Origin of the sequence: Bacillus sp. FSL P2-0069, assembly GCF_038593315.1 — a bacterium.
Lineage (GTDB): Bacteria > Bacillota > Bacilli > Bacillales > Bacillaceae > Bacillus > Bacillus safensis.
Window position 1 is genome coordinate 1,374,708 of the sequence record NZ_CP151984.1, and the last position, 23,121, is coordinate 1,397,828.

Sequence of the window (23,121 nt, forward strand, 5' to 3'; positions counted from 1 at the left end):
TGGGGGTTTTTCTGAGATTAGCTTAATTTTTCTTTCGCAATTTGAACTGCATCATAGAACGTTTTCAATTGCTCTTGAGGAATTTTCTTAAGCATTTGGTTGAAAACAAGTAATTCAGTAGAGCTGAATCCAAGACCTTTTGCGATTTTTGAATCAATCACAACGTTTCCTTTTTTGTCTAGAACAAGGGCATCACCAGCAAGATCAGCAATTCTGATCACTGATTTGAAAAGCTTTTCAAATTTAGCCGCTTCTTCTTTTGTAAGACCAAGTTCAACAGCTTTTGCTGCATCAAAAACCAATTTCCCTTTTTCGTTTTTAGTGATGCTTTCACTGAAAACGATTGTAAGAACAGCTGCGCGATCTAAGAATTTCTCAGCAGTCGCCGCTTCTTCTTCAGTTAGTCCGAGCTCAACAGCTTTTTTCACATCAAATGTGTAGCTGTTGTCTTCCTCAACAAATGAATTGATGAGAATGTTGATGACACGCTCGTTTTTCTCCAATAATTCTTTAATGATTTGCTGCTGTTCAAAAGGAATTCCTTTGAAAGTTGCAGCGCTTGCTTGCCCAGGAGCTACTGTTGTGAAAGTAAGAATGATAGCTAAAGCGAAAAATACAACAGAGCTGAGCGATTTGCTCAAAAACTTCTTCATGCTTCTTTTCTCTCCCTTTTCTGTTAAATTTTGTTGCAAGAAAAGCATACCATGAGAAACTTTGTGGAAGAATAGGAAAAATGTAACTTTCTGTTTGATTTTGGAGAACTATAAAAGTTCTTGTCGAAAAATATAGGGGTGCAGATTGCTTACTTTTGTCAATTCTTCAAGATACGTTCCGTCTGATGAATGGAGCTTTCATAGGTGATTTGTCTTGTTTTTACTCAAAATAAAAAGCCTTCTACATATAGAATGTAAAAGGCTTTTAACTAATTTTATGATTGCACGTTTAATTTTCTTTTTAATGTAAATCCTGTACCCATGAAAATCATGGCGAACACGATACTAAAACATATACCCAGTATGTTTTTTTCTGCAAGAGATACCCCAATAAACGCCATACTGACAACTGCAAGTAATGCACATAATAATAGAAGCCATTTGATTTGTTTCATTTGTCTCCATCCCTTTTTTTAGAGTTAATATAAGTTTACAGAAAAACGATCGGCATTTAAAGGGGATTGTGATATAATATGAAAGTTATCTAATTATTTTAGGAGATGAAAATGTGAAACTTCGAAAAGACCTTCGCAACATCGCAATTATTGCCCACGTTGACCATGGTAAAACGACGCTTGTTGACCAATTGCTCCATCAAGCTGGTACTTTCCGTGCGAATGAAAATATCGCTGAGAGAGCCATGGATTCAAATGATTTAGAGCGAGAGCGCGGTATTACGATTTTAGCTAAAAATACTGCGATCCATTATAAAGATACACGCATTAATATTTTAGATACACCAGGACACGCCGATTTCGGTGGTGAAGTTGAGCGTATCATGAAAATGGTAGATGGTGTACTCCTCGTTGTGGATGCTTATGAAGGCTGTATGCCTCAAACACGCTTTGTGCTGAAAAAAGCACTTGAGCAAAACTTAACACCAATCGTTGTCGTCAATAAAATTGACCGCGACTTTGCTCGTCCGGCTGAAGTAGTTGATGAAGTGATCGACTTGTTCATTGAATTGGATGCAACAGAAGAACAGCTTGAATTCCCAGTTGTCTATGCATCAGCAATCAATGGTACAGCAAGTAACGATGCGAGCAAGCAAGATGAAAACATGGAATCTTTGTTTGAAGCAATTGTGAACCATATTCCTTGCCCAGTTGATAACCATGAAGAGCCGCTTCAATTCCAAGTGGCACTACTTGATTACAATGATTATGTTGGCAGAATTGGAATTGGCCGTGTATTCAGAGGAACAATGCAAGTAGGACAGCAGGTAGCCTTGATGAAAGTCGACGGCACTGTGAAACAATTCCGAGTAACAAAGATCTTTGGTTTCCAAGGGTTAAAACGAGTGGAAATCAACGAAGCGAAAGCGGGAGATCTTGTCGCTGTATCTGGAATGGAAGACATCAACGTAGGTGAAACGGTTTGTCCGGTAGAACACCAAGAAGCACTTCCAATCCTTCGTATTGATGAGCCGACACTTCAAATGACGTTTGTTGTAAACAACAGCCCATTTGCAGGCCGTGAAGGAAAATACGTGACATCACGTAAAATTGAAGAGCGTTTAGAGCAGCAGCTTCAAACAGACGTCAGTCTTCGTGTGGATCCAACTGATTCACCTGATGCTTGGGTTGTTTCTGGACGCGGAGAGCTTCACTTATCCATTCTCATTGAGAATATGAGACGTGAAGGATTTGAATTACAAGTATCGAAGCCAGAAGTTATTGTAAAAGAAGTTGATGGTGTTCGATGTGAGCCTGTAGAGCGCGTTCAAATTGATGTACCAGAAGAGCATACTGGCTCTGTTATGGAATCAATGGGTGCAAGAAAAGGTGAAATGATTGACATGATCAATAATGGTAACGGTCAAGTTCGCCTGATCTTTACAGTGCCATCACGTGGTTTAATTGGTTATACAACTGAATTTCTTTCATTAACTCGTGGTTTTGGTATTTTGAACCATACGTTTGACAGCTACCAGCCAATGCAGTCTGGTCAAGTTGGCGGACGCCGTCAAGGTGTACTTGTTTCAATGGAAACAGGTAAAGCGACTGCTTACGGAATCCAAGGTGTTGAAGAGCGGGGTGTGATCTTCGTTGAGCCGGGTACTGAAGTATACCAAGGGATGATTGTTGGGGAGCATAATCGTGAGAATGACCTTGTTGTAAACGTAAGCCGTATGAAACAACAAACAAACGTACGTTCAGCGACGAAAGATCAAACGGTTAGCATGAAAAAACCTCGTATTATGTCACTTGAGGAATCTCTTGAGTACTTGAATGAAGACGAATACTGTGAGGTTACACCTGAATCAATTCGTCTTAGAAAGAAAATTTTAGACAAAAACGAACGTGAGAAAGCAGCGAAGAAGAAAAAGCTAGCAGGATTATCTTAATTCCATGAAGAATTAAAAAGATAGAACCCTGAAAGATAAGGGGAGGGAATCTTTTTGAATGATCAGGAAGTAAGTGAAAATCTATCCTTTTTCGCGATGCTGTTTCGTGTCGATGAAAATCCGCAAACAGGGATGTGGCTCCTATATGGCACCATCCTTGTTTTAGCGATTATTGTTTTTAAGCTCGGCTTTGCAAGACGCTTACCGATTTTAAAAGCGCTCGTGATTTATTTGTTTTTGATTTTTGGCTGCACGTTTCTCACATTTCTAGGTATCTTCCTTCCAGTAGCGGAAGGACTGGTTGTGGCAGCTGCCATTTTGATTATTTATAAAATACGGCTGCATCGTGCGAAAAAAGAAGGAACAGTTAATACGTAAAAAAAGACCTGAACATGTGTCAGGTCTTTTTTTATGTCTTTTGTTCTTTCTTTCCTTTTTTCTTCTTTTTCTCTTTCGTCGCAGGATCCTGATAAAGAGAGAATCTGCCAGTTTTGATGCGGGCTTCAGTCTTTATTTTAATGCGTTCTTGGCAGTCATCGCACATATATGTATGAATTGGCCGGTTTCTTAACCGTTTAGCAACAAGTGTATCATCATCAATGGTTTCAAGCTTTTCACATAATGAGCACTTCACTCTCATCATTTTCACCTCACTTTATTGCATTTATTATAGCATGTTTTCCAGCTACTTAAAATCAGCGTAGAAAAAGGCTTATATCACAGGAGATATAAGCCGTTCTCATTATTTCTTCTGATTCATATGATGGTTTGATTGGTCGTTTTGATTTTTTTCTAACTGCTTTTGATCCTGTTCTTTGAGCTGATTATTCGGATCATTTGTCGGGTCTTTTTCGTTACGCTCGATCTCATTTCTCGGCATCTCTGGCATCACGCGGCCGACAATGGCAGCCAGTTCGTCCATAATACCGCTTACCGGACGGCCTGCTTGGATTTCTTTGCCCATTTCTTTTAAACGGCTGACTGTATCTGGATCAGCAACCACAACAGCATTTGCACCTTCAGGGTCATTTCTCAGCGCTTTTGCAACTGAATATTTAATGGTTTCTACTTTGCTTCTATCTAAATCATCTTTTACATCAATACCAACAACAGCATAGCGGCCGATGACAATTGCCGTTGCATCATTGACATCTGCTACATGCTCTGTCACATTGACAAGATGCTGCGCAACATCTGTAGATGGGCGGGCTTGATTTGTCTTTTTCTTGGATGAGTCTGACACCCGTACTAAGTGCTGGCGTCCATCTTGCTTGTCCAGCGCTTCTGGCTTTTCCTGCTGCTGGCAAGCGCCTAACAGAATGATCGTTTGAATCATGAATAATGTTAAAAATAGTCGCATCTAAATTCCCTCCTTCACAAACTGCATGATTTATTTTATTGTTGAATTAACCTTCTAACTTTATTCATGAAAACATATATTTTAACAATCGTTTTGGGAAAGACAAGGATGAATGAAACCCCGATCAGGAGGCGAAGGACCTGAGTAAAATTTATGTATTAGACACAAATGTGTTATTACAGGATCCGAATTCAATCTTTTCATTTGAAGACAACGAAGTCGTCATTCCGGCCGTTGTGTTAGAAGAAGTAGACTCGAAAAAGAGATACATGGACGAGGTTGGGCAAAACGCCCGGCGCGTCTCACGTTTAATCGACGGTTTGAGATCGAAAGGGAAACTGCATGAAAAAATTACGCTAGAGTCAAAAGGGACGCTGCGCATCGAGCTGAATCATCGCTCTTTCCATGAGCTTCAAGAAATTTTTATTGAAAAAACGAACGATAATCGGATTTTAGCGGTCGCGAAAAATTTGAGCTTAGAGGAAGAAACAAAGCCTCACGGCCGGCCTGTCATTTTGGTCAGTAAGGATGTCTTAGTCAGGGTAAAGGCAGATGCGATAGGTCTTCAGGCAGAGGACTTCTTAAGTGACCGTGTGCTGCAAAACGAAGACATTGATAACGGCTATCATGAGCTCTATATTCCGACCGAGCAATTGAATACATTTTATAAGCAAAGTCTATTGCCGATAAAAGAAGTCACAAGTGCACCATTAAACCCTCATCAATTTGTCATTATGAAGGGGAATGAAGGCGGTTCTGCTTTAGGAATGCTTGATCAAAAGGCAGAGCACGTGAAACGCCTCATTTATGATCAAGAGCATGTTTGGGGAATCCGTCCGAAAAATGTTCAGCAGACGATGGCCCTAGAGCTGCTATTGCGCCGTGATATTCCGCTTGTGACATTGATCGGAAAAGCGGGTACTGGTAAAACACTGCTTGCACTTGCTGCCGGATTAATGCAGACAGAGGATCTCGGCATGTTTAAAAAACTGATCGTAGCCCGTTCCATTGTTCCTGTCGGCAAGGATTTAGGCTACTTGCCAGGTGAAAAGGAAGAGAAACTCAGACCATGGATGCAGCCGATTTATGACAACCTGGAATTTTTATTTAATACAAAAAAACCTGGTGAACTTGATGCGATTTTGGCGGGTATTGGTTCTATTCAAGTCGAAGCTTTAACGTATATCCGCGGAAGAAGTATCCCTGATCAATTTATTATCATTGATGAGGCGCAGAATTTAACGAAACACGAGGTGAAAACATTATTAACGCGCGTCGGAGAGGGAAGTAAAATTGTGCTGATGGGGGACCCGGAGCAGATTGATCATCCTTATTTAGACAGCTTAAATAATGGGCTTACGTATGTCATTGAGCGGTTCAAAGGTCAGCAAATATCTGGACATGTCAAGCTTGTCAAAGGAGAAAGGTCTGGACTTGCACAGCTTGCAGCTGATTTGCTGTAGTCCAGACCCTCTGTCTTATGTAATGATGAGCTCTTTGACACCTTTTATCGGCTGAGTGAGGTTGGACTGATCTGCGAAATAAACGTGGATTGGTCCTTCTTCAGTCATCGGCTTCCCATTTTGGCTGAAGTGTGCAATGCTTTCCATTGCCTGAGAAAGCGGAACAGCAATTGTCTCTGTTTCTGTGACAAATTCGCATGTAGCTGCATGTTCAAGCGGTTCTGCATTTTTCAGCATATCACCCAGCTTCATTCCGAAGCTGCCTGTGACGAGTCTTTCCTTTTCGTACTTCTTCTCTGTTTTTAAAGTGGGTGGAAGTGTTTGACCTTCTCTGATCACCCGCTCTTGGTCAAGCTCCTGATCCAGCTGATTTTCTTCATTTGCTGCGCTGTTTTCAAAAAATGAATCCATTAAAAATTTGCGGTCATCAAAAATCCATACACTTGGATCAATGGTGATCTTGTACTTTACGTTTCCCTTAATTTGAATGATGCTCATGTTCAAGACAACCCCTTTCCATCATAAATTATAGAAGTTTTCTCCTGCTTTGTCACTTTCATAAACATGCTTCTCCTTGTACACACTAATCGTACATGAAACATAGGGAGGATATTGGGCATGGCATGTCGCGACAATGAAGAGCTTCAGCGATTTGTAGAAGAAGCAAAAAAAGTGGCCAAAGATGGCAAAGTAGCATCCTATATTCCCGCTCTCGCCAAAGCGGATCAGACGGATTTATCTGTGGCTATGTACCATGTGAGTAATACTTGCCACTCGGCAGGAGATGTAGATAAACGCTTTACCCTGCAAAGTATTTCTAAAGTATTAGCCCTTGCGCTCGTACTCTCAGAAGAAGGGCCAAAAAAAGTCTTCCAATTTGTTGGACAAGAGCCTACAGGTGATCCGTTTAATTCAATGATTAAGCTGGAAACAGCAAGTCCGAATAAGCCGCTGAATCCAATGATTAATGCAGGAGCGCTTGCAGTCACAAGCTTAATAAGAGGAGCGACTCCGCAAGATCAGCTGAACCGCCTGCTTGGCTTTATTAGAGAGCTCGCAAATGATAAAAGCATTACATACTGCAAAGAGACAGCGGCATCCGAATTTGAGACATCGATGATTAACCGGGCTATGTGCTATTATATGAAGCAATATCATATTATTAGAGGGAACGTAGAAGAGGTCATGGACGTGTATACGAAACAATGCGCCATCATGATGAACAGCTTAGATTTGGCGAAAATTGCTTGTGTTTTTTCATTAGATGGCAGACATCCAGAGACGGGCCAGCAAATTCTTTCAAAAGATGTCGCTAGAATTTGTAAAACCTTTATGGTGACGTGCGGCATGTATAATGCAAGCGGGGAATTTGCCATTAATATCGGCATACCTGCTAAAAGCGGTGTTTCAGGCGGGATTATGGGAGCGGCACCATATGATTTTGGGATCGGAATTTTCGGTCCTGCACTGGATGAAAAAGGGAATAGTATTGCTGGGATTAAGCTGCTTGAGCTCATGAGTGAAAAATATGAGATGAGTATCTTTTAATGAGGAATGTCTTCTTTTTATTTTTACAAAGCGAACTGTACAAATCTGCTTGCAATTTTGGGCGTTTCGCTTTATGATAAATAGAAGAATTAGGTACTCGCCTGGGGAACGGAGGGATACTTTTGGCGTCAGAAATTTTAGTCGATCATCGGCAAAAAGCACTGGCTTTATTAAAATTGGATGCAGATAAAATTTTAAAATTGATCCAAGTGCAAATGGACAACTTAACGATGCCGCAATGTCCTCTTTATGAAGAGGTTTTAGATACTCAAATGTTCGGATTATCGAGGGAGATTGATTTTGCTGTCCGGCTTGGATTAGTTGATCAACATGAAGGCAAGAAACTACTCGATAAACTTGAGAGAGAGCTTTCCGCACTTCATGATGCGTTCACAAAAAAATAACGATTGAAAACTCAAACTTCCACAACATAGGTTTGAGTTTTTTTGTCCTCTCATTTCTTTTGATGGATTGACGGCAAACGGACTTGATTCTTTCATGAATGACGAACAATATAAAAGAGGTAAAACGGGATCAAACGGAGAAAATGTAGTAGAATAAGAACAGCTAAGAAGATATCAAGCAGTAGAAACAGACGTTAGGAAGAGGATTATATGTTAAAGAGAATGCTAAAATCGTATGACTACTCATTATTGTTCGCCATCATCTTAATCAGCGCATTCGGTTTGGTTATGGTATATAGCTCAAGTATGATTACATCTGTTATCAGATACGATGCCGCGCCAGATAACTTTTTTAAGAAACAGCTCTTATTTATGATTGTTGGAGCAGCCATCTTAATCTTTACAGCATTAGTTCCATATCAGCTGTTTTCAAATAAGAAATTCCAGATTGGTATGCTGCTGATTTCAGTTTTTTCCCTCATCTATGTGTACTTTCTCGGTCATGTTGCAGGGAACGCAAGAAGCTGGATCAAATTAGGCCCTTTTAGTCTTCAGCCAGCTGAATTTGTGAAGATTGTCGTCATCATCTATCTTGCTGCGGTGTATGCCAAAAAGCAGCATTATATTGATCATATTTTAAGAGGTGTCACGCCTCCAATCGTGATTGTCTCTATCCTGTGCGGATTTATCATTTTGCAGCCAGACTATGGGACAGCCTTTATTATCGGCATGATTGCCCTTGCGATGATTTTATGCTCAGGCTTTAGCGGCAAAACGCTTGCGAAGCTGCTGGCGCTATTTAGTGCAGTGATGGTCGTCGTGACCCCGTTTATTATTCTTTTTTGGGATAAAATTTTCACGCAAAATCGTCTCGGACGTTTTGAGAGTTTCCAAGATCCATTTAAAGATGCAGGGGCTACTGGGCATCAATTGATTAATTCATATTATGCGATTGGATCAGGCGGCTTTTTTGGACTCGGTCTAGGGGAAAGTGTTCAAAAGTACGGGTATCTTCCAGAACCGCACACAGATTTTATCATGGCAATTATCTCAGAAGAGCTTGGTTTTTTCGGCGTGTTTTTTGTTCTCGCTCTTCTTGGTTTCATCGTCGTGAAAGGTTTTTATATTGCGAGAAAGTGTGAAGATCCGTTTGGAAGTTTGCTTGCAATAGGAATTTCCTCCATGATTGCGATCCAAACTTGTATCAATTTAGGCGGTGTTTCAGGTCTTATTCCAATTACTGGGGTGACACTTCCGTTTATCAGCTACGGGGGATCGTCTATCATTTTACTTAGCATCTGTATGGGAATGCTGCTGAATATCAGCATGTTTACTGAATATAAAGAGCGTTATAAAAAGAAAAAATCAATGAGCAAACCATCGGTTGAAAAAAATGGATTGCAGAAAACTTTGAATCTTTAGAAAACAAAAGTGTACAGTTTTCATTTCTTCCTTTATTATAGAGTACATATAAAATTTTAAGGGATATGGAGGAGTGAGAATGTCACAGAGAACAATTCAAAAGGTTCTAGTTGCAAACAGAGGGGAAATCGCTATCAGAGTCTTCAGGGCCTGTACGGAGCTCAACTTACGTACAGTAGCCATTTATTCCAAAGAAGACTCGGGCTCTTATCATCGCTATAAAGCTGATGAAGCATATCTAGTTGGAGAAGGGAAGAAACCGATTGATGCCTACCTCGATATCGAGGGGATCATCGAAATTGCAAAACGAAATGACGTGGATGCGATTCATCCAGGCTACGGATTTTTATCCGAAAACATTCATTTTGCAAGACGATGCGAAGAGGAAGGCATTCAATTTATCGGTCCAACTTCTCAGCATTTAGATATGTTTGGAGATAAAGTAAAGGCGAGAGATGAAGCGAAAAAAGCTGGTATTCCAGTCATTCCAGGAAGTGACGGACCAGTTGATTCGGCCGAAGAAGTCGAAAAATTCGGTGAAGAATACGGTTACCCGTTTATTATTAAAGCTTCACTAGGCGGCGGCGGCCGGGGTATGCGCATTGTCAGATCAAAAGAAGAGCTGAAGGAAGCCTATGACCGTGCGAAGTCAGAGGCAAAAGCTGCTTTTGGAAATGACGAAGTATACGTTGAAAAGCTGATTGAAAATCCAAAACATATTGAAGTGCAGGTGATTGGAGACAATCACGGCAATATCATTCATTTATATGAGCGTGACTGCTCTGTTCAAAGGCGGCATCAAAAGGTCATTGAAGTGGCGCCAAGTGTGTCTCTAACAGATCAATTGCGTGAAGATATTTGCGAAGCAGCTGTCCAGCTGGCCAAGAATGTATCGTACATTAATGCAGGGACTGTAGAATTCCTTGTTGCAAATGGAGAGTTTTACTTTATTGAAGTCAATCCAAGGGTGCAGGTAGAACACACGATTACAGAAATGATCACAGGTGTCGATATCGTTCAAACCCAAATTCTTGTTGCAAAGGGGCATAACCTTCACAGCAAAGAAGTTGGTATTCCAAAGCAAGAAGATATCTTTACACACGGCTTTGCCATTCAATCAAGGGTCACAACAGAAGATCCTTTAAATGACTTTATGCCAGACACAGGAAAAATTATGGCCTACCGCTCAGGTGGGGGATTTGGTGTACGTCTTGATACAGGGAACAGCTTCCAAGGTGCGGTCATTACACCTTATTACGACTCACTATTGGTCAAGCTGTCTACATGGGCGCTCACGTTTGATCAAGCGGCTGCTAAAATGGTCCGAAATTTACAAGAATTCAGGATTCGCGGGATTAAAACTAACATCCCATTTCTTGAAAATGTGGCTAAGCATGAGAAGTTCCTAAAAGGGGAATACGATACATCGTTTATCGACTCAACGCCAGAGCTATTTAATTTCCCTAAGCAAAAAGACCGCGGAACGAAGATGCTGACTTATATTGGTAACGTTACCATTAATGGGTTCCCGGGTATTGCGGAGAAAAAGAAGCCTCATTTTGACAAGCCAGACGTACCGAAGCTTCCTTTTAATCAAGAGATTCCGCCTGGGACAAAACAATTGTTAGATACGCATGGACCTGAGGGACTTGCCAACTGGGTAAAAGAACAAAATAACGTCCTTTTAACTGACACAACCTTTAGAGATGCGCATCAGTCTCTTCTTGCGACACGCTTCAGAACACATGATTTAAAGAAAGTTGCCCAGCCGACAGCAGGTTTATGGCCAGAGCTGTTTAGTATGGAAATGTGGGGCGGCGCTACATTTGATGTTGCGTACCGTTTCTTAAAAGAAGATCCTTGGGAACGATTGAAAGAGCTTCGTCATGAAGTGCCAAACACGCTGTTCCAAATGCTGTTAAGATCATCAAATGCTGTCGGATATACAAACTATCCGGATAATGTGATCAAAGCATTTGTAAAAGAATCAGCCGAGGCAGGCATTGATGTGTTCCGTATTTTCGACAGCTTAAACTGGGTCAAAGGCATGACGCTTGCCATTGATTCTGTTCGGGAATCAGGCAAAGTGGCAGAGGCGGCCATTTGTTATACGGGAGATATTCTTGATCCATCTCGTCCAAAATATGATCTTGATTACTATGTATCTCTTGCAAAAGAGCTTGAATCTGCCGGCGCGCATATTTTAGGTATTAAAGATATGGCGGGGCTATTAAAACCGCAGGCAGCCTACGAGCTAGTCTCTGCTTTAAAAGATGAGCTTACGATCCCTATCCACCTTCATACGCATGACACGAGTGGAAATGGACTGTTCACCTATGCAAGAGCGATTGATGCAGGTGTTGATATTGTGGATGTTGCCGTCAGCTCTATGGCAGGACTCACATCGCAGCCAAGTGCAAGCTCACTTTATTATGCTTTAGATGGTCATGAAAGAAAGCCAGACATGAACGTCCAATCTGTCGAACGCCTTTCTCAATACTGGGATTCCGTCAGAAAATACTATCATGAATTTGAAAGCGGCATGAATTCGCCTCATACAGAAATTTATGAGCATGAAATGCCTGGCGGTCAATATAGTAACTTGCAGCAGCAGGCGAAAGGTGTCGGTCTTGGCGAGCGCTGGAATGAAGTAAAGGAAATGTACAGACGTGTGAATGACATGTTTGGTGATATTGTAAAGGTAACACCATCCTCTAAAGTAGTTGGAGATATGGCACTTTACATGGTGCAAAATGATCTAACAGAAGAAGATGTTTATGAAAAAGGCGCAACACTAGACTTCCCGGATTCTGTTGTGGAATTATTTAAAGGCTATTTAGGCCAGCCGCATGGCGGATTCCCAGAAAAGCTGCAAAAGCTGATTTTAAAAGGGGAAGAGCCTCTTACTGTCAGACCTGGTGAGAAGCTGAAGCCAGTGGACTTTGAAGACATTAAGAAGCAGTTCAAAGAATCTCATGACCTGACGTTAACAGAGCAAGACGCAATTGCGTATGCCTTATATCCGAAAGTCTTTTCTGAATTTGTCCAAACAGCAGAAAGCTATGGTGACATCTCTGTTCTTGATACACCAACGTTCTTCTACGGGATGAGGCTTGGAGAAGAGATTGAGGTAGAAATCGAAAAAGGAAAAACCCTGATTGTCAAACTCGTATCAATTGGTGAACCGAATCCAGATGCCACAAGAGTTCTTTACTTTGAGTTAAATGGCCAGCCGCGTGAAGTGGTGATTAAGGATGAAAGCATCAAATCCTCCGTTCAAGAAAAAATGAAGGCGGACCGTTCAAATCCAAATCACATCGCCGCATCGATGCCAGGCACTGTGATCAAAGTACTCGTGGAAAAAGGGCAGAAAATTTCACAAGGTGAGCATTTGATGATCAATGAAGCCATGAAAATGGAAACGACTGTACAAGCACCATTTTCTGCGGTCGTAGATGAAATACATGTGACAAATGGAGAACCGATTCAAACCGGTGATCTGTTAATCGTATTAAAGCCTGAATAAGAAGTGAGACACATCCACCGTGATGTGTCTCAGCGTGTAGACAAACCCTCGCATTCTTTGTTAGTCCTGTGCGCTGGTGCTCACGAATGTCAAATTCGCTCTGCAAAAGTAGCTGTACTTCCTAGACTGCAAAGGTTTTCTATCACGCTGAAAAGAAGACAAATGTCTAAAAAAAATCATTTTAGACATTTGTCAACAATCGGAGACACATCCACCGTGATGTGTCTTTTTTGAGCGCATTAAAATGTGCAGCAGCCAGTGAGAGTGATTACACTATAGAGTGAGGTGAAGAAAGTTGGACAACATTGTTGTGATTTGGTTTCGCCGGGATATGCGATTAGATGATCATATCGCCTTGTCAAAAGCGATCACATATGCAAAAAAACACGAGTACAAATTATTTGCTCTTTATCATCTAGATCCATTTTTTACTGAAATGGACCTCGATTTAAACAACGAACATTTTTTTCAAAGCTTGGCGCATTTTATCAAGAAAGCAAGAGAATCTCAAATGTATATTCACCTTCTCTATGGCGATGTCTTGCGTGCCTTTCAGCAAGTTATCGATGTGTATGACATCAAAGCTGTCTTTTTTAATGAAGATCAAGTGGGAATCGGTCAAAAGCGTGACCATCAAGTAACCGATTTTTTAGAAAAGAAGGGCATTCATGTTTCAAAATGGCAAGATACACACCTTCACGGGGCGCAAGATATTTTAAAAAGGGATGGCACTCATTATCAAGTGTTTACTCCATACTATCAATCATGGCGAAAGCAAGAGAAGCAGCCTGTGATAAAAGTTGACAAATCATTTCTCAATAGCGCTCATACGATTTGTGATGAGTCACTTTCACACAAAGGGAATGACAAACTACGCAGCATAATCATGAGATGCTCAAGAAAATTTGATCAAATCGGCTCACACAAAGCGATGAACACGCTGCATGACTTTATCCAAAAAAGACTAACACGTTACCATGAAAAACGAGATATGCCATCTGTTTTTGGAACGAGCAAGCTGTCACGTTTCTTGAAAACAGGGACTATCTCAATTCGAACGATCTTTTATGCGGTACATGAGGAAGCACTGTTTGAAGACGAGGGCAGAGAAACCTTTATCAAAGAGCTGGCGTGGCGAGATTTTTACCATATGATTTATGCTCATTATCCAGAAATGAAAGAAAAAGAAATCAATTCAGCGTTTCAAGGGATGAAATGGAATGAAGATGAGACGCTGTTTGAAGCATGGTGTAAAGGTGAAACAGGCTTTCCTCTCGTTGATGCAGGGATGAGACAATTAAATGAGGAAGGCTGGATGCATAATCGTTTAAGAATGGTCACTGCCTCATTTTTAACAAAGGACTATTTGATTGATTGGAGAAAGGGAGAAGCGTATTTTGCAAAAAAGCTTGTGGATTATGATGAGGCTTCGAATATCGGAGGATTTCAGTGGGCAGCTTCTGTTGGGACAGATGCCGTGCCGTACTTCCGTATTTTTAACCCAACGACCCAGTCAAAGCGGTTTGATCCAAGCGGGGAATATATTAGAAGATATGTACGAGAGCTAGAGCATGTTGAGGAAAAATGGATTCATGAACCAAGTAAAATGCCGATAGATGAACAACGGAAATCGAGCTGTGTGCTGGGTGATACATACCCGCTGCCGACAGTTGATCACAAGGAAAGACGCAAAAAAGCCATCTCGCTATTCGAAGAAGCAAAACGACAATAAAGAATCCCCCTCTCTACATGAAAGGGGGATACAATTTTTATCTAAATGGCTCTTTGCTTTCATATTTAAACCGGGCAATAAGTAAGCAGAAGTAGCATAGCACCCCAAACAAACAAGAAATAAAGAATGAATGAGCCAGCGCGTAACCAAGTGCAAGCTGAGAATAAACAGACATCACACCTGAAATGGCTTGAAGTGTAATGAGAATGGCTGAAATGATCCATCCATAATACAGCTGCTTCTGTTCTTTATAATGTTTCAGGGCATGGAACATAGCGACAAATATCCAGACGAATAAAAGAAGTGCTGCTGCTCGGTGAGACATTTGAACCCACTGATTAAAATACGCTGGAAGCGCACCGTCTTTTGAACAAAACGGGAAGACAGAACAAGCAAGGCTTGACTTTGTATGTCTCACATAAGCGCCCGTATATACCACGATATACGTATACGTGATCAACCCATAAATATGGAACTGCATTTTTTTGCCGATATGAAGCGGCTTCACAAGCTTTGTTTCAGATCTGGTTGCTTCAAAGACAAGAAGTGCAAGCAGTAATACTGAAGCAAATGAAATGAGTGAAATACCGAAGTGCAGTGCCATCACAAGTGCGTTAGAACCAAATACGACGGCAAGAGCTCCTAACAGCGCTTGAAGCATTAAAAATATAATGGACATGATGACCAAAAATTTGGTTTCACGGAATACTGGACTAATTTTTTTCCAGCATAAGACCGCCAGTGCCAGAACAAGAATGGTGGAAACCCCTGTTGACATGCGGTGACTCCATTCGATGATGGAAGCGGGGTTCATTTCAGGAAAGAAACGACCGTGGCAAAGGGGCCACTGTCTACCGCAGCCAAGACCCGAACCGGTTTTCGTCACAAGCGCACCGCCAATCAGCACGATCAGCATCACAAACGTTGTGATCACGCTCAATAGCCTTAAAGCAAATTTCATCAAATTATTTCACCTTCTCTAAAAAACTTCTGATGTAAATGAAAACCTCACATGCTCTCAAGTTTAAGCCAAATGCGTGTTCTGTTGCAATTCATAATGACCAAAGTTCACAAAAAAATGATATGTCAGTTCACAAAGTTTACAGATTTAGAGTGCTTGATCTTTCTTTGACAGTCTGATAGAAATAGAGGAGAGAATATTTCATTTTGCACCGCCTTCTGAAACACACATATATCCTAATAAATTCACGAAAAGTTCACAAATAACTTCAAGTTTGTCGTTTATTATTTAATAGGATGTTTTTTTACAGCTGTTTATCTTGTATGATAGAGTTGTAATGATTTTACGTGTCATTCGTTCGTTTGAAGGTTTGGGCAAGGGAGGTTATACACATTGGCAAATTCCAAAACAGCCGCGGAAGCAGCTATTCATGGACAAATAGAAGAAACAACAGCGTGGAAAGATTTTCTTGCTCTGATTAAAATGGGCATCGTCAATTCCAATTTCATTACGACATTTACTGGAATGTGGCTTGCTTTTTATTTTACAGGTATGAGTTTTCTTGGAAATCTTGATATTGTGCTGTTAACAATGATTGGTTCTTCTCTTATTATTGCCGGTTCATGCGCAATTAATAATGCGTTTGACCGTGATATTGATATATTAATGGAAAGAACAAAAACAAGACCGACGGTTACAGGTAAAATTCAGCCGGGGCAAGCGTATGCATTTGGCATTCTGCTTGTTGTATTAGGACTCATTATGCTTCTGATGACAACCATTACATCAGCAGTGATTGGATTTATTGGAGTCTTTACTTATGCGGTTCTTTACACCATGTGGTCTAAACGCCATTACACCATCAATACAGTTATCGGAAGTGTATCTGGCGCGGTTCCGCCATTAATCGGCTGGACAGCTGTCACAGGTACAATCGACACAACGGCTTGGGTTTTGTTTATGATTATGTTCATTTGGCAAATCCCGCACTTCCTGTCACTTGCGATTAAGAAAACGGAAGATTACCGTAAGGCGGGCATTCCAATGCTGCCAGTTGTTTACGGCTTTGAAGTCACAAAACGTCAGATCATCATTTGGACAGCATGTCTTCTACCGCTTCCATTTTTCTTAGGTGGATTAGGATGGCCGATTGTCGCACTTGGTACATTGCTTAATATTGGATGGCTTGTTATTGGCCTTATGGGCTTTAAAATGAAAGACATCATGAAGTGGTCGACGCTCATGTTCGTTTATTCATTAAACTACTTAACCATCTTTTTCGTAGCGATGATTATTATTACACTATTCTAGAGTGAAATACACTTTGATCACAACAAAACAATGGCTATATCTTATAACACAACATTTTCTAACAACTATGAAAGCCGCCTGATATTCAGTTCTATTTAGGCGGCTTTCTGTTTATACATAGATGGTATTTTGAGTAAAAACATCATTTTTTTATGAAAAGAGGAAATGTAAGTGCTTTTATAAGAGGCGGGGGTTATAGATGGGTGAGAAGTGATTTTATAAATAAGAGGTAAAAAGCGAAAGGCAAAGGAGATCAAGCAAAAGGGGTTGGGACAAATTATGATAAGAAAATGGCGTGTTTATTCACTGTTTCTCTTACTGACGCTCGTTTTGGCGGGCTGTGGTGAACCATACTTATCAACACTCAAGCCAGTTGGGGAAGTAGCAGATAAACAGTTTTTCCTAACGGTACTGAGTACACTTATTATGGTTCTTGTCGTCATTGTTGTATCGATCATTTTCTTTTACGTCATCATTAAATTCAAACGTTCTAAAGTGGGAGAAGATACGATTCCAAAGCAGGTGGAAGGGAACCGCAACTTGGAAATCACATGGACAGCGATTCCGATTCTTCTACTCATTATTCTCGTTGTACCTGTTGTTGCATACACGCTTGAACTAGGGGACACAAGCGCTATGGATAAGAAAAAACGAGATCCTGAAAAGACACTTGTTGTTAATGTAAGAGCCAGCCTATATTGGTGGGAATTTGAATACCCTGATTATGGGATTGTCACAAGTCAGGAATTGATCGTACCAACAGATCAAAAGGTGTATTTTAAGCTGAAAGCATCCGATGTCAAACACTCATTCTGGATTCCATCGGCTGGCGGTAAAATTGATACAAACACAGATAATGAGAACAAATTTTATTTAACCTTTGACTCGAAACGAACGAAAGATGCAGGGGAATATTTCTACGGGAAATGTGCGGAGCTTTGCGGGCCGTCACATGCTTTAATGGACTTTAAAGTTAAAACGCTTTCTCAAGATGAGTTCTTAGGATGGACGAAAAAAATGGCTGATTACAAGAAGCCTGAATCCACAAAGGATCTCGCTTTAGAGGGTGAAAAGCTATTTAAAGAGAAAAACTGCTTAAGCTGTCACGCAGTAGAGCCTGGTGACAAGCGGCCGGAAGCAGCAAGGACAGCACCAAACCTTGCGACCTTCGGAGAGCGAACGAAAGTAGCTGGAATCAAAGACATGAACAAAGAAAATGTGAAAGCATGGCTGAAAGATCCGGAAAGCTTTAAACCAGGTAATAAAATGACAGGAACGTACCCTAAATTAAATGACTCAGAAGCAGATGCACTTTACGAGTATTTAAAAGGTCTTAGAATCGAGTAACGCCTAGAGCAAATATTCAAGAGGGTATGTGATCAATGTGAAGTTTTTGTTAAGAGCTCCCGAATATGTCTCTACAACCGAGAAGCCGTCATCTGTCAGACATAGTCTGCTTAAAGGATCGTGAAGAAAGACATCTATATGAAAAGGGGCAAATGGGAGATAAGAGGGGGATTTCATGGTGAGTACAATAGCTAAAAAGCGGGGGTTTGGCGCTGTCTTATGGGATTACTTGACAACGGTTGACCACAAAAAAATTGCCATATTATATTTAGTGGCAGGGGGATTTTTCTTTTTGGTTGGCGGGATAGAAGCGATGTTTATCCGTATTCAGCTAGCCATCCCTGAAAGTGATTTTGTCAGTGCAGGGGTTTACAATGAAATCATGACGATGCATGGAACGACAATGATTTTCCTTGCAGCTATGCCGCTTTTATTTGCATTAATGAATGCGGTTGTACCAATTCAAATTGGTGCACGTGACGTAGCATTTCCGTTTGTGAATTCACTTGGTTTTTGGTTATTCTTTTTCGGAGGAATTTTCTTAAACCTTGGATGGTTTATGGGCGGAGCACCTGATGCTGGCTGGACTGCATACGCTTCGCTCACGCTGAATTCAGAAGGGCATGGAATGGATTTCTATATTTTAGGTTTGCAGATTGCGGGTATTGGTACGCTGATTGCCGGGATTAACTTTCTTGCAACGATTATTAATATGAGAGCGCCTGGCATGACGTATATGAGAATGCCGCTCTTTACTTGGACGACATTTGTCGCCTCTGCACTTATTTTATTCGCATTCCCGCCGCTGACAGCAGGGCTTGCGATGCTGATGCTTGATAGAATGTTTGACACGAGCTTTTTCAATCCAGAGCTTGGAGGAAATACAATCATCTGGGAGCATTTGTTCTGGATTTTCGGACACCCGGAAGTATATATCTTGATCCTGCCGGCATTCGGAATCTTCTCTGAGATCATTCCGGTGTTTGCAAGAAAAAGATTGTTTGGTTACTCGTCCATGGTGTTCGCTACTGTATTGATTGGTTTCCTTGGATTCATGGTATGGGCGCATCACATGTTCACTACGGGGCTTGGACCTATCGCCAATGCGATCTTTGCTGTAGCGACCATGGCAATTGCGGTGCCAACAGGAATTAAAGTATTCAACTGGCTGCTCACGATATGGGGCGGTAATGTGAAGTTTACAACGCCGATGCTTTATTCTGTTGCCTTTATTCCGTCGTTCTTACTTGGCGGGGTAACTGGGGTCATGCTTGCGGCAGCTGCAGCGGATTATCAGTTCCATGATACGTATTTTGTTGTGGCGCATTTCCATTACGTCATTATCGGCGGGGTTGTATTCGGTATTCTAGCAGGTGTGCATTACTGGTGGCCGAAGATGTTTGGAAAAATACTGAATGAGAAGCTTGGAAAAATTGGCTTTGTGCTGTTTTTCATCGGTTTCCATTTAACTTTCTTTATCCAGCATTTTCTCGGTCTATGGGGCATGCCGCGCCGGGTCTTTACATTCCTGCCAGGTCAGGGTCTCGAGCTTGGGAACTTGATCAGTACGATTGGGGCACTGTTTATGTTTGTAGCTGTTGTGATCATGCTGATTAATATCATCTGGACAACAGCCAAAGGGGAGCGTGTATCGAGCGATCCTTGGGGAGATGGAAGAACACTTGAATGGGCAGTGTCTTCGCCTCCGCCAGAATACAACTTTAAACAGCTTCCGCTTGTCAGAGGACTAGATCCATTATGGATTGAAAAAATGGATGGTAAAAAAGGAATGACAGCATCTGAACCGCTCGATGATATTCACATGCCGAATAACTCCATCTTGCCTGTCATTATCTCATTCGGTCTATTTGTGTCAGCGTTTGGTTTTATGTATCGTCAAGAGCACAGCTGGGGGCTTCCGGTGATCTTCATTGGTCTTGGCATTACGTTTGCGACCATGCTGGTTAGGTCTCTGAAAGATGATCATGGATACCATATTCACAAAGAAGATTTGACTGACGACGATGATAAAGAGGTGAAAGCATAATGGAACCACAAAAAATGACGGCGGAAACCTTTCCGGCTTCTCCTGAGAAGGCCACGTTAGAAGGGAAGAATAAGTTTGTCGGGTTCTGGCTGTTTCTTGGAGGAGAAACCGTTCTGTTTGCATCGCTTTTCGCCACTTATTTGGCGCTGAAAAACTCAAATGCAGGCGGAGCAAAAACAACTGATATGTTTGACCTCACACTTGTCTTTATTGCCACAATGCTTCTATTAACGAGCAGTTTAACGAGTGTGTATGCCATGTATCATATGAAAAACTTTGCCTTTAAAAAGATGCAGCTTTGGCTTGGTATCACGGTCCTTTTAGGTGCTGGATTTTTAGGGGTTGAGATTTATGAGTTTTATCACTATGTGCATGCGTATGAGTTTACGATTACCAGCTCAGCTCTTGGTTCTTCCTTCTATACACTTGTAGGAACTCACGGAGCTCACGTTGCCTTCGGACTTTGCTGGATTACCGCTCTTATGATTCGAAATATGAGACGCGGACTTGATTTATACAATGCGCCGAAATATTATGTGGCAAGTCTCTATTGGCACTTCATTGATGTTGTGTGGGTCTTCATCTTTACCGTTGTATATTTAATGGGAATGGTGGGATAAGAATGGGAAATAAAAACACAAATCAGTCCAAAGTCGATCTTGTATATCGTAAAAAGAAAAATGCCGAGGAAATGAAGCATCAGCTCATTTCCTTCGGCTTGATGATTGGATTAACATTTGTTGCGTTTTTAACGATCGCCTCAGAAGACGTTGGAAATTGGTTCGCAGTACCATTTATTTTACTGCTTGCAGGCATTCAGGTAGCTTTTCAGCTTTATTATTTTATGCACATGAACCAAAAAGGGCATGAAACACCCGCCTTGTTTCTATACTCAGGTGTGTTTGTTGCGTTTATTACCGTATTAGCCTTTTTGACCATTATATGGTGGTAAACCCGCTTTGCCCTTGAAGGAGGCGCAGCAATGGAGAACTTAGAAATATTCGGATTTCGGGCATTATGGAGCCCTTATTATTTGACTTGTATTGTGATAGCAGCTGCTCTTTATCTGCTTCTTGTGACAAAGGGAAAGCACCGTGCGACGGTGAAAGAGAAAACGTTATTTCTGACGGGGCTTGTTCTGTTATATGCTATGAAAGGGAGCCCAATTGATTTAATGGGGCATATTATGTTTAGTGCACATATGGCGCAAATGGCGGTGCTATACCTAGTCATCCCGCCTCTCCTTATTACAGGATTGCCTCCAGCCATATGGGAGCGGATCATTCAAACACCAGGTATTCAAGCTGTTTTCCGTTTGTTTTCCAAACCTTTAATTGCACTGCTTGGATTTAACGGATTGTTTTCGCTGTATCACATTCCGCTTGTGTTTGATTTTGTGAAAACAGATCCGTTTTACCACGCATTGATGACGGTGGTTATTTTTATCGCTGCCTTTTTCATGTGGTGGCCGCTTGTCCATAAAGTCCAAAGTCAGCCGCAGATCACAGGCATTTTGAAGCTTGGATATATCATGGCAGACGGGATATTGATGACTCCAGCCTGTGCACTCATCATGTTTAGTGAGGCACCGATCTATGCAACCTATTCAGATGCAGGCGCCTGGATACAAGCACTGCATTTATGTGTGCCAAGTGATATGCTTGCTGGCCTTGCTCTCACTGGCCCTGATATGTTCCACACCTTGCCGCTGCTAGAGGATCAGCAGCTAGGTGCGATTTTGATGAAAATTATTCAGGAGATTGTGTACGGCTCTATTCTTGCTGTTGTCTTCTTTGACTGGGCAAGAAAAGAAAGAGCGAAAGATGCCGTACCAGATGCGCTTATTCCGAAATATGAGTAAAAAAAGCACAGCCAGATGGCTGTGCTTTCATCTAGGGCTAAAATAAAGAATATTTTAGCCCTTTGTTTTATGCTTCAGCCGTCATGGCTTCTAGTTTTTCCTTCAGCTGTGCAAGTGTTTTTTTGCTCGATTGGATGAGAGACTTAGGGAATTCTTCGCCTTCGCCGTATTCAACGCCATGTGGATAATAGTGTTTTCCAAGTAATGGTGTTAGAAGCTGAATGTGTGCCTTTTTGGCACCGACATCTCCTTCAGTAGCGTAGCCGGAAATCCGTAAATAAAAGGTTCCCTCTACCATGCTGTACTTTCTGTCGTATGTCACACGCTCATAATCCCATTGATCGGCTCGTACAAATCCTTCGCTTTCCATAATGAAATCTAATTTATTTAAGTCAGCTGATACCTCTTCAATCCCCGTACCTTCAAACTTCACCCAAAACCCCTCCTTATAAAATTTCCCTTTACTGACAATCATAGTATGAAAGCGTTAAACTTTCAACTGTGAAAGGTATGTTCTTTTATAAGCTGGTTACAGTAATAAAGAAAATAACGGATGGAGGAATCAACGTGAAAACGAAAAAAATCAAAGATATTATGACAAAAAAAGTAGTGACATGTCAGCAAGATGACAATACGTATGAAGCAGCAGTCAAAATGAGAGATGCTGATATCGGTGCCATTCCAGTGGTTGACGGAGATCAGCTCGTTGGGATAGTGACAGACCGTGACCTTGTGCTTAGAGGCATTGCAGAAAAAAAGCCAAACTCACAGGAAGTGGGCTCGCTGATGACAAAGGAAGTACTAACAGCTGAAGAAGATGCAACACTTGAAGAAATTGTCCGGCTCATGTCAGAGCATCAGCTCCGCCGCATTCCTGTTGTAAAAAACGGCGCATTAACAGGGATTGTCGCTCTAGGTGATTTATCAGTCGAAGATTTATCAAATGATCGCGCGGGAGAGGCACTGACAGAAATCTCTCAACAGGATCAAGATCATGGACAAGGATTTCTTCATTAAGAGGGGCATATTTTAAATTCGTGTTAAATAGGCTGTATTGTCGTTGATAAATGGAGCAAGTT

The 23,121-nt window shown here is 41.4% G+C and carries 22 protein-coding genes; 15 read left to right on the plus strand and 7 right to left on the minus strand.

The window, feature by feature from the left end:
- Positions 1-17: 17 nt before the first annotated feature.
- Positions 18-653, minus strand: a complete 636-nt coding sequence (locus tag NSQ34_RS06990) for a hypothetical protein (RefSeq protein WP_034281643.1) — start codon at positions 651-653, stop codon at positions 18-20.
- A 275-nt stretch (positions 654-928) separates the two neighbouring features.
- Positions 929-1,108: a DUF5325 family protein gene (locus NSQ34_RS06995; RefSeq protein WP_034281645.1), complete on the minus strand. Its 180-nt coding sequence runs from the start codon at positions 1,106-1,108 to the stop codon at positions 929-931.
- Positions 1,109-1,221: 113 nt separating this feature from the next.
- Here NSQ34_RS06995 and typA point away from each other — a divergent pair, with 113 nt between their 5' ends.
- Positions 1,222-3,060: a translational GTPase TypA gene (gene typA, locus NSQ34_RS07000; RefSeq protein WP_041084955.1), complete on the plus strand. Its 1,839-nt coding sequence runs from the start codon at positions 1,222-1,224 to the stop codon at positions 3,058-3,060.
- Positions 3,061-3,114: 54 nt separating this feature from the next.
- Positions 3,115-3,438 (plus strand): YlaH-like family protein, encoded by a 324-nt coding sequence (locus NSQ34_RS07005; protein ID WP_003210819.1) that lies wholly within the window; start codon positions 3,115-3,117, stop codon positions 3,436-3,438.
- Between the two features lie 31 nt (positions 3,439-3,469).
- On the opposite strand, the gene NSQ34_RS07010 is transcribed toward NSQ34_RS07005, so the two are convergent.
- Together NSQ34_RS07010 and NSQ34_RS07015 are read right to left on the minus strand one after the other, a co-directional pair.
- Positions 3,470-3,703 carry a YlaI family protein gene (locus NSQ34_RS07010; RefSeq protein WP_223250959.1) on the minus strand — a complete coding sequence of 78 codons (234 nt, stop codon included), beginning with the start codon at positions 3,701-3,703 and terminating at the stop codon, positions 3,470-3,472.
- A 99-nt stretch (positions 3,704-3,802) separates the two neighbouring features.
- Entirely contained in the window at positions 3,803-4,420 is a 618-nt protein-coding gene (locus tag NSQ34_RS07015) for a YhcN/YlaJ family sporulation lipoprotein (protein WP_034281647.1), read from the minus strand.
- A gap of 140 nt (positions 4,421-4,560) precedes the next feature.
- Here NSQ34_RS07015 and NSQ34_RS07020 point away from each other — a divergent pair, with 140 nt between their 5' ends.
- The gene (locus NSQ34_RS07020) at positions 4,561-5,883 is read left to right on the plus strand and encodes a PhoH family protein (RefSeq protein ID WP_070325787.1); all 1,323 of its coding nucleotides are present in this window, start codon (positions 4,561-4,563) and stop codon (positions 5,881-5,883) included.
- A gap of 15 nt (positions 5,884-5,898) precedes the next feature.
- On the opposite strand, the gene NSQ34_RS07025 is transcribed toward NSQ34_RS07020, so the two are convergent.
- Positions 5,899-6,381, minus strand: a complete 483-nt coding sequence (locus NSQ34_RS07025; protein ID WP_061109794.1) for a hypothetical protein — start codon at positions 6,379-6,381, stop codon at positions 5,899-5,901.
- 120 nt (positions 6,382-6,501) lie between these two features.
- Here NSQ34_RS07025 and glsA point away from each other — a divergent pair, with 120 nt between their 5' ends.
- The 5 genes from glsA (at position 6,502) to NSQ34_RS07050 (ending at position 14,515) form a co-directional block, all read left to right on the plus strand.
- On the plus strand, positions 6,502-7,431 hold the full coding sequence (gene glsA, locus NSQ34_RS07030) for a glutaminase A (RefSeq protein WP_342501059.1): 930 nt from the start codon (positions 6,502-6,504) through the stop codon (positions 7,429-7,431).
- 122 nt (positions 7,432-7,553) lie between these two features.
- Positions 7,554-7,835, plus strand: a complete 282-nt coding sequence (locus NSQ34_RS07035; protein WP_003212509.1) for a YlaN family protein — start codon at positions 7,554-7,556, stop codon at positions 7,833-7,835.
- A 210-nt stretch (positions 7,836-8,045) separates the two neighbouring features.
- Positions 8,046-9,257, plus strand: coding sequence for a putative lipid II flippase FtsW (ftsW, locus tag NSQ34_RS07040; protein WP_046310843.1), 1,212 nt, complete (start codon positions 8,046-8,048; stop codon positions 9,255-9,257).
- A gap of 79 nt (positions 9,258-9,336) precedes the next feature.
- Positions 9,337-12,783 (plus strand): pyruvate carboxylase, encoded by a 3,447-nt coding sequence (pyc, locus tag NSQ34_RS07045; protein WP_176967456.1) that lies wholly within the window; start codon positions 9,337-9,339, stop codon positions 12,781-12,783.
- Positions 12,784-13,078: 295 nt separating this feature from the next.
- Entirely contained in the window at positions 13,079-14,515 is a 1,437-nt protein-coding gene (locus NSQ34_RS07050; protein ID WP_255290949.1) for a deoxyribodipyrimidine photo-lyase, read from the plus strand.
- 37 nt (positions 14,516-14,552) lie between these two features.
- On the opposite strand, the gene NSQ34_RS07055 is transcribed toward NSQ34_RS07050, so the two are convergent.
- Positions 14,553-15,476: a heme A synthase gene (locus NSQ34_RS07055; protein ID WP_041118118.1), complete on the minus strand. Its 924-nt coding sequence runs from the start codon at positions 15,474-15,476 to the stop codon at positions 14,553-14,555.
- A 393-nt stretch (positions 15,477-15,869) separates the two neighbouring features.
- Between NSQ34_RS07055 and cyoE the strand changes: the two genes are divergently transcribed.
- The 6 genes from cyoE to ctaG all read left to right on the plus strand — a co-directional run bounded on the left by cyoE (position 15,870) and on the right by ctaG (position 22,042).
- Positions 15,870-16,787 carry a heme o synthase gene (gene cyoE, locus NSQ34_RS07060; RefSeq protein WP_034281660.1) on the plus strand — a complete coding sequence of 306 codons (918 nt, stop codon included), beginning with the start codon at positions 15,870-15,872 and terminating at the stop codon, positions 16,785-16,787.
- Positions 16,788-17,066: 279 nt separating this feature from the next.
- Positions 17,067-18,134, plus strand: a complete 1,068-nt coding sequence (gene coxB / locus NSQ34_RS07065; RefSeq protein WP_061109797.1) for a cytochrome c oxidase subunit II — start codon at positions 17,067-17,069, stop codon at positions 18,132-18,134.
- A gap of 175 nt (positions 18,135-18,309) precedes the next feature.
- Positions 18,310-20,181, plus strand: coding sequence for a cytochrome c oxidase subunit I (gene ctaD / locus NSQ34_RS07070; protein WP_176967455.1), 1,872 nt, complete (start codon positions 18,310-18,312; stop codon positions 20,179-20,181).
- Entirely contained in the window at positions 20,178-20,801 is a 624-nt protein-coding gene (ctaE, locus tag NSQ34_RS07075) for a cytochrome c oxidase subunit III (protein ID WP_087977219.1), read from the plus strand. The genes ctaD and ctaE overlap by 4 nt, the downstream gene beginning before the upstream one ends.
- Before the next feature lie 2 nt (positions 20,802-20,803).
- Positions 20,804-21,133 carry a cytochrome c oxidase subunit IVB gene (gene ctaF / locus NSQ34_RS07080; RefSeq protein WP_024426910.1) on the plus strand — a complete coding sequence of 110 codons (330 nt, stop codon included), beginning with the start codon at positions 20,804-20,806 and terminating at the stop codon, positions 21,131-21,133.
- Between the two features lie 30 nt (positions 21,134-21,163).
- Positions 21,164-22,042 carry a cytochrome c oxidase assembly factor CtaG gene (gene ctaG, locus NSQ34_RS07085; protein WP_176967454.1) on the plus strand — a complete coding sequence of 293 codons (879 nt, stop codon included), beginning with the start codon at positions 21,164-21,166 and terminating at the stop codon, positions 22,040-22,042.
- 67 nt (positions 22,043-22,109) lie between these two features.
- On the opposite strand, the gene NSQ34_RS07090 is transcribed toward ctaG, so the two are convergent.
- Positions 22,110-22,475: a YugN family protein gene (locus tag NSQ34_RS07090; protein WP_024426911.1), complete on the minus strand. Its 366-nt coding sequence runs from the start codon at positions 22,473-22,475 to the stop codon at positions 22,110-22,112.
- A 161-nt stretch (positions 22,476-22,636) separates the two neighbouring features.
- On the opposite strand from NSQ34_RS07090, the gene NSQ34_RS07095 reads away from it, so the two are divergent.
- Positions 22,637-23,059: a CBS domain-containing protein gene (locus NSQ34_RS07095; protein ID WP_029707658.1), complete on the plus strand. Its 423-nt coding sequence runs from the start codon at positions 22,637-22,639 to the stop codon at positions 23,057-23,059.
- Positions 23,060-23,121: the final 62 nt, after the last annotated feature.

What these genes read in the sequence shown, in the direction of transcription:
- NSQ34_RS06990 (WP_034281643.1), bottom strand. Translation starts at nt 653, where the DNA reads ATGAAGAAGTTTTTGAGCAAATCGCTCAGCTCTGTTGTATTTTTCGCT.
- NSQ34_RS06995 (WP_034281645.1), bottom strand. Translation starts at nt 1,108, where the DNA reads ATGAAACAAATCAAATGGCTTCTATTATTATGTGCATTACTTGCAGTT.
- NSQ34_RS07010 (WP_223250959.1), bottom strand. Translation starts at nt 3,703, where the DNA reads ATGATGAGAGTGAAGTGCTCATTATGTGAAAAGCTTGAAACCATTGAT.
- NSQ34_RS07015 (WP_034281647.1), bottom strand. Translation starts at nt 4,420, where the DNA reads ATGCGACTATTTTTAACATTATTCATGATTCAAACGATCATTCTGTTA.
- NSQ34_RS07025 (WP_061109794.1), bottom strand. Translation starts at nt 6,381, where the DNA reads ATGAGCATCATTCAAATTAAGGGAAACGTAAAGTACAAGATCACCATT.
- glsA (WP_342501059.1), top strand. Translation starts at nt 6,502, where the DNA reads ATGGCATGTCGCGACAATGAAGAGCTTCAGCGATTTGTAGAAGAAGCA.
- ftsW (WP_046310843.1), top strand. Translation starts at nt 8,046, where the DNA reads ATGTTAAAGAGAATGCTAAAATCGTATGACTACTCATTATTGTTCGCC.
- pyc (WP_176967456.1), top strand. Translation starts at nt 9,337, where the DNA reads ATGTCACAGAGAACAATTCAAAAGGTTCTAGTTGCAAACAGAGGGGAA.
- NSQ34_RS07055 (WP_041118118.1), bottom strand. Translation starts at nt 15,476, where the DNA reads ATGAAATTTGCTTTAAGGCTATTGAGCGTGATCACAACGTTTGTGATG.
- coxB (WP_061109797.1), top strand. Translation starts at nt 17,067, where the DNA reads ATGATAAGAAAATGGCGTGTTTATTCACTGTTTCTCTTACTGACGCTC.
- ctaD (WP_176967455.1), top strand. Translation starts at nt 18,310, where the DNA reads ATGGTGAGTACAATAGCTAAAAAGCGGGGGTTTGGCGCTGTCTTATGG.
- ctaF (WP_024426910.1), top strand. Translation starts at nt 20,804, where the DNA reads ATGGGAAATAAAAACACAAATCAGTCCAAAGTCGATCTTGTATATCGT.
- ctaG (WP_176967454.1), top strand. Translation starts at nt 21,164, where the DNA reads ATGGAGAACTTAGAAATATTCGGATTTCGGGCATTATGGAGCCCTTAT.
- NSQ34_RS07095 (WP_029707658.1), top strand. Translation starts at nt 22,637, where the DNA reads ATGACAAAAAAAGTAGTGACATGTCAGCAAGATGACAATACGTATGAA.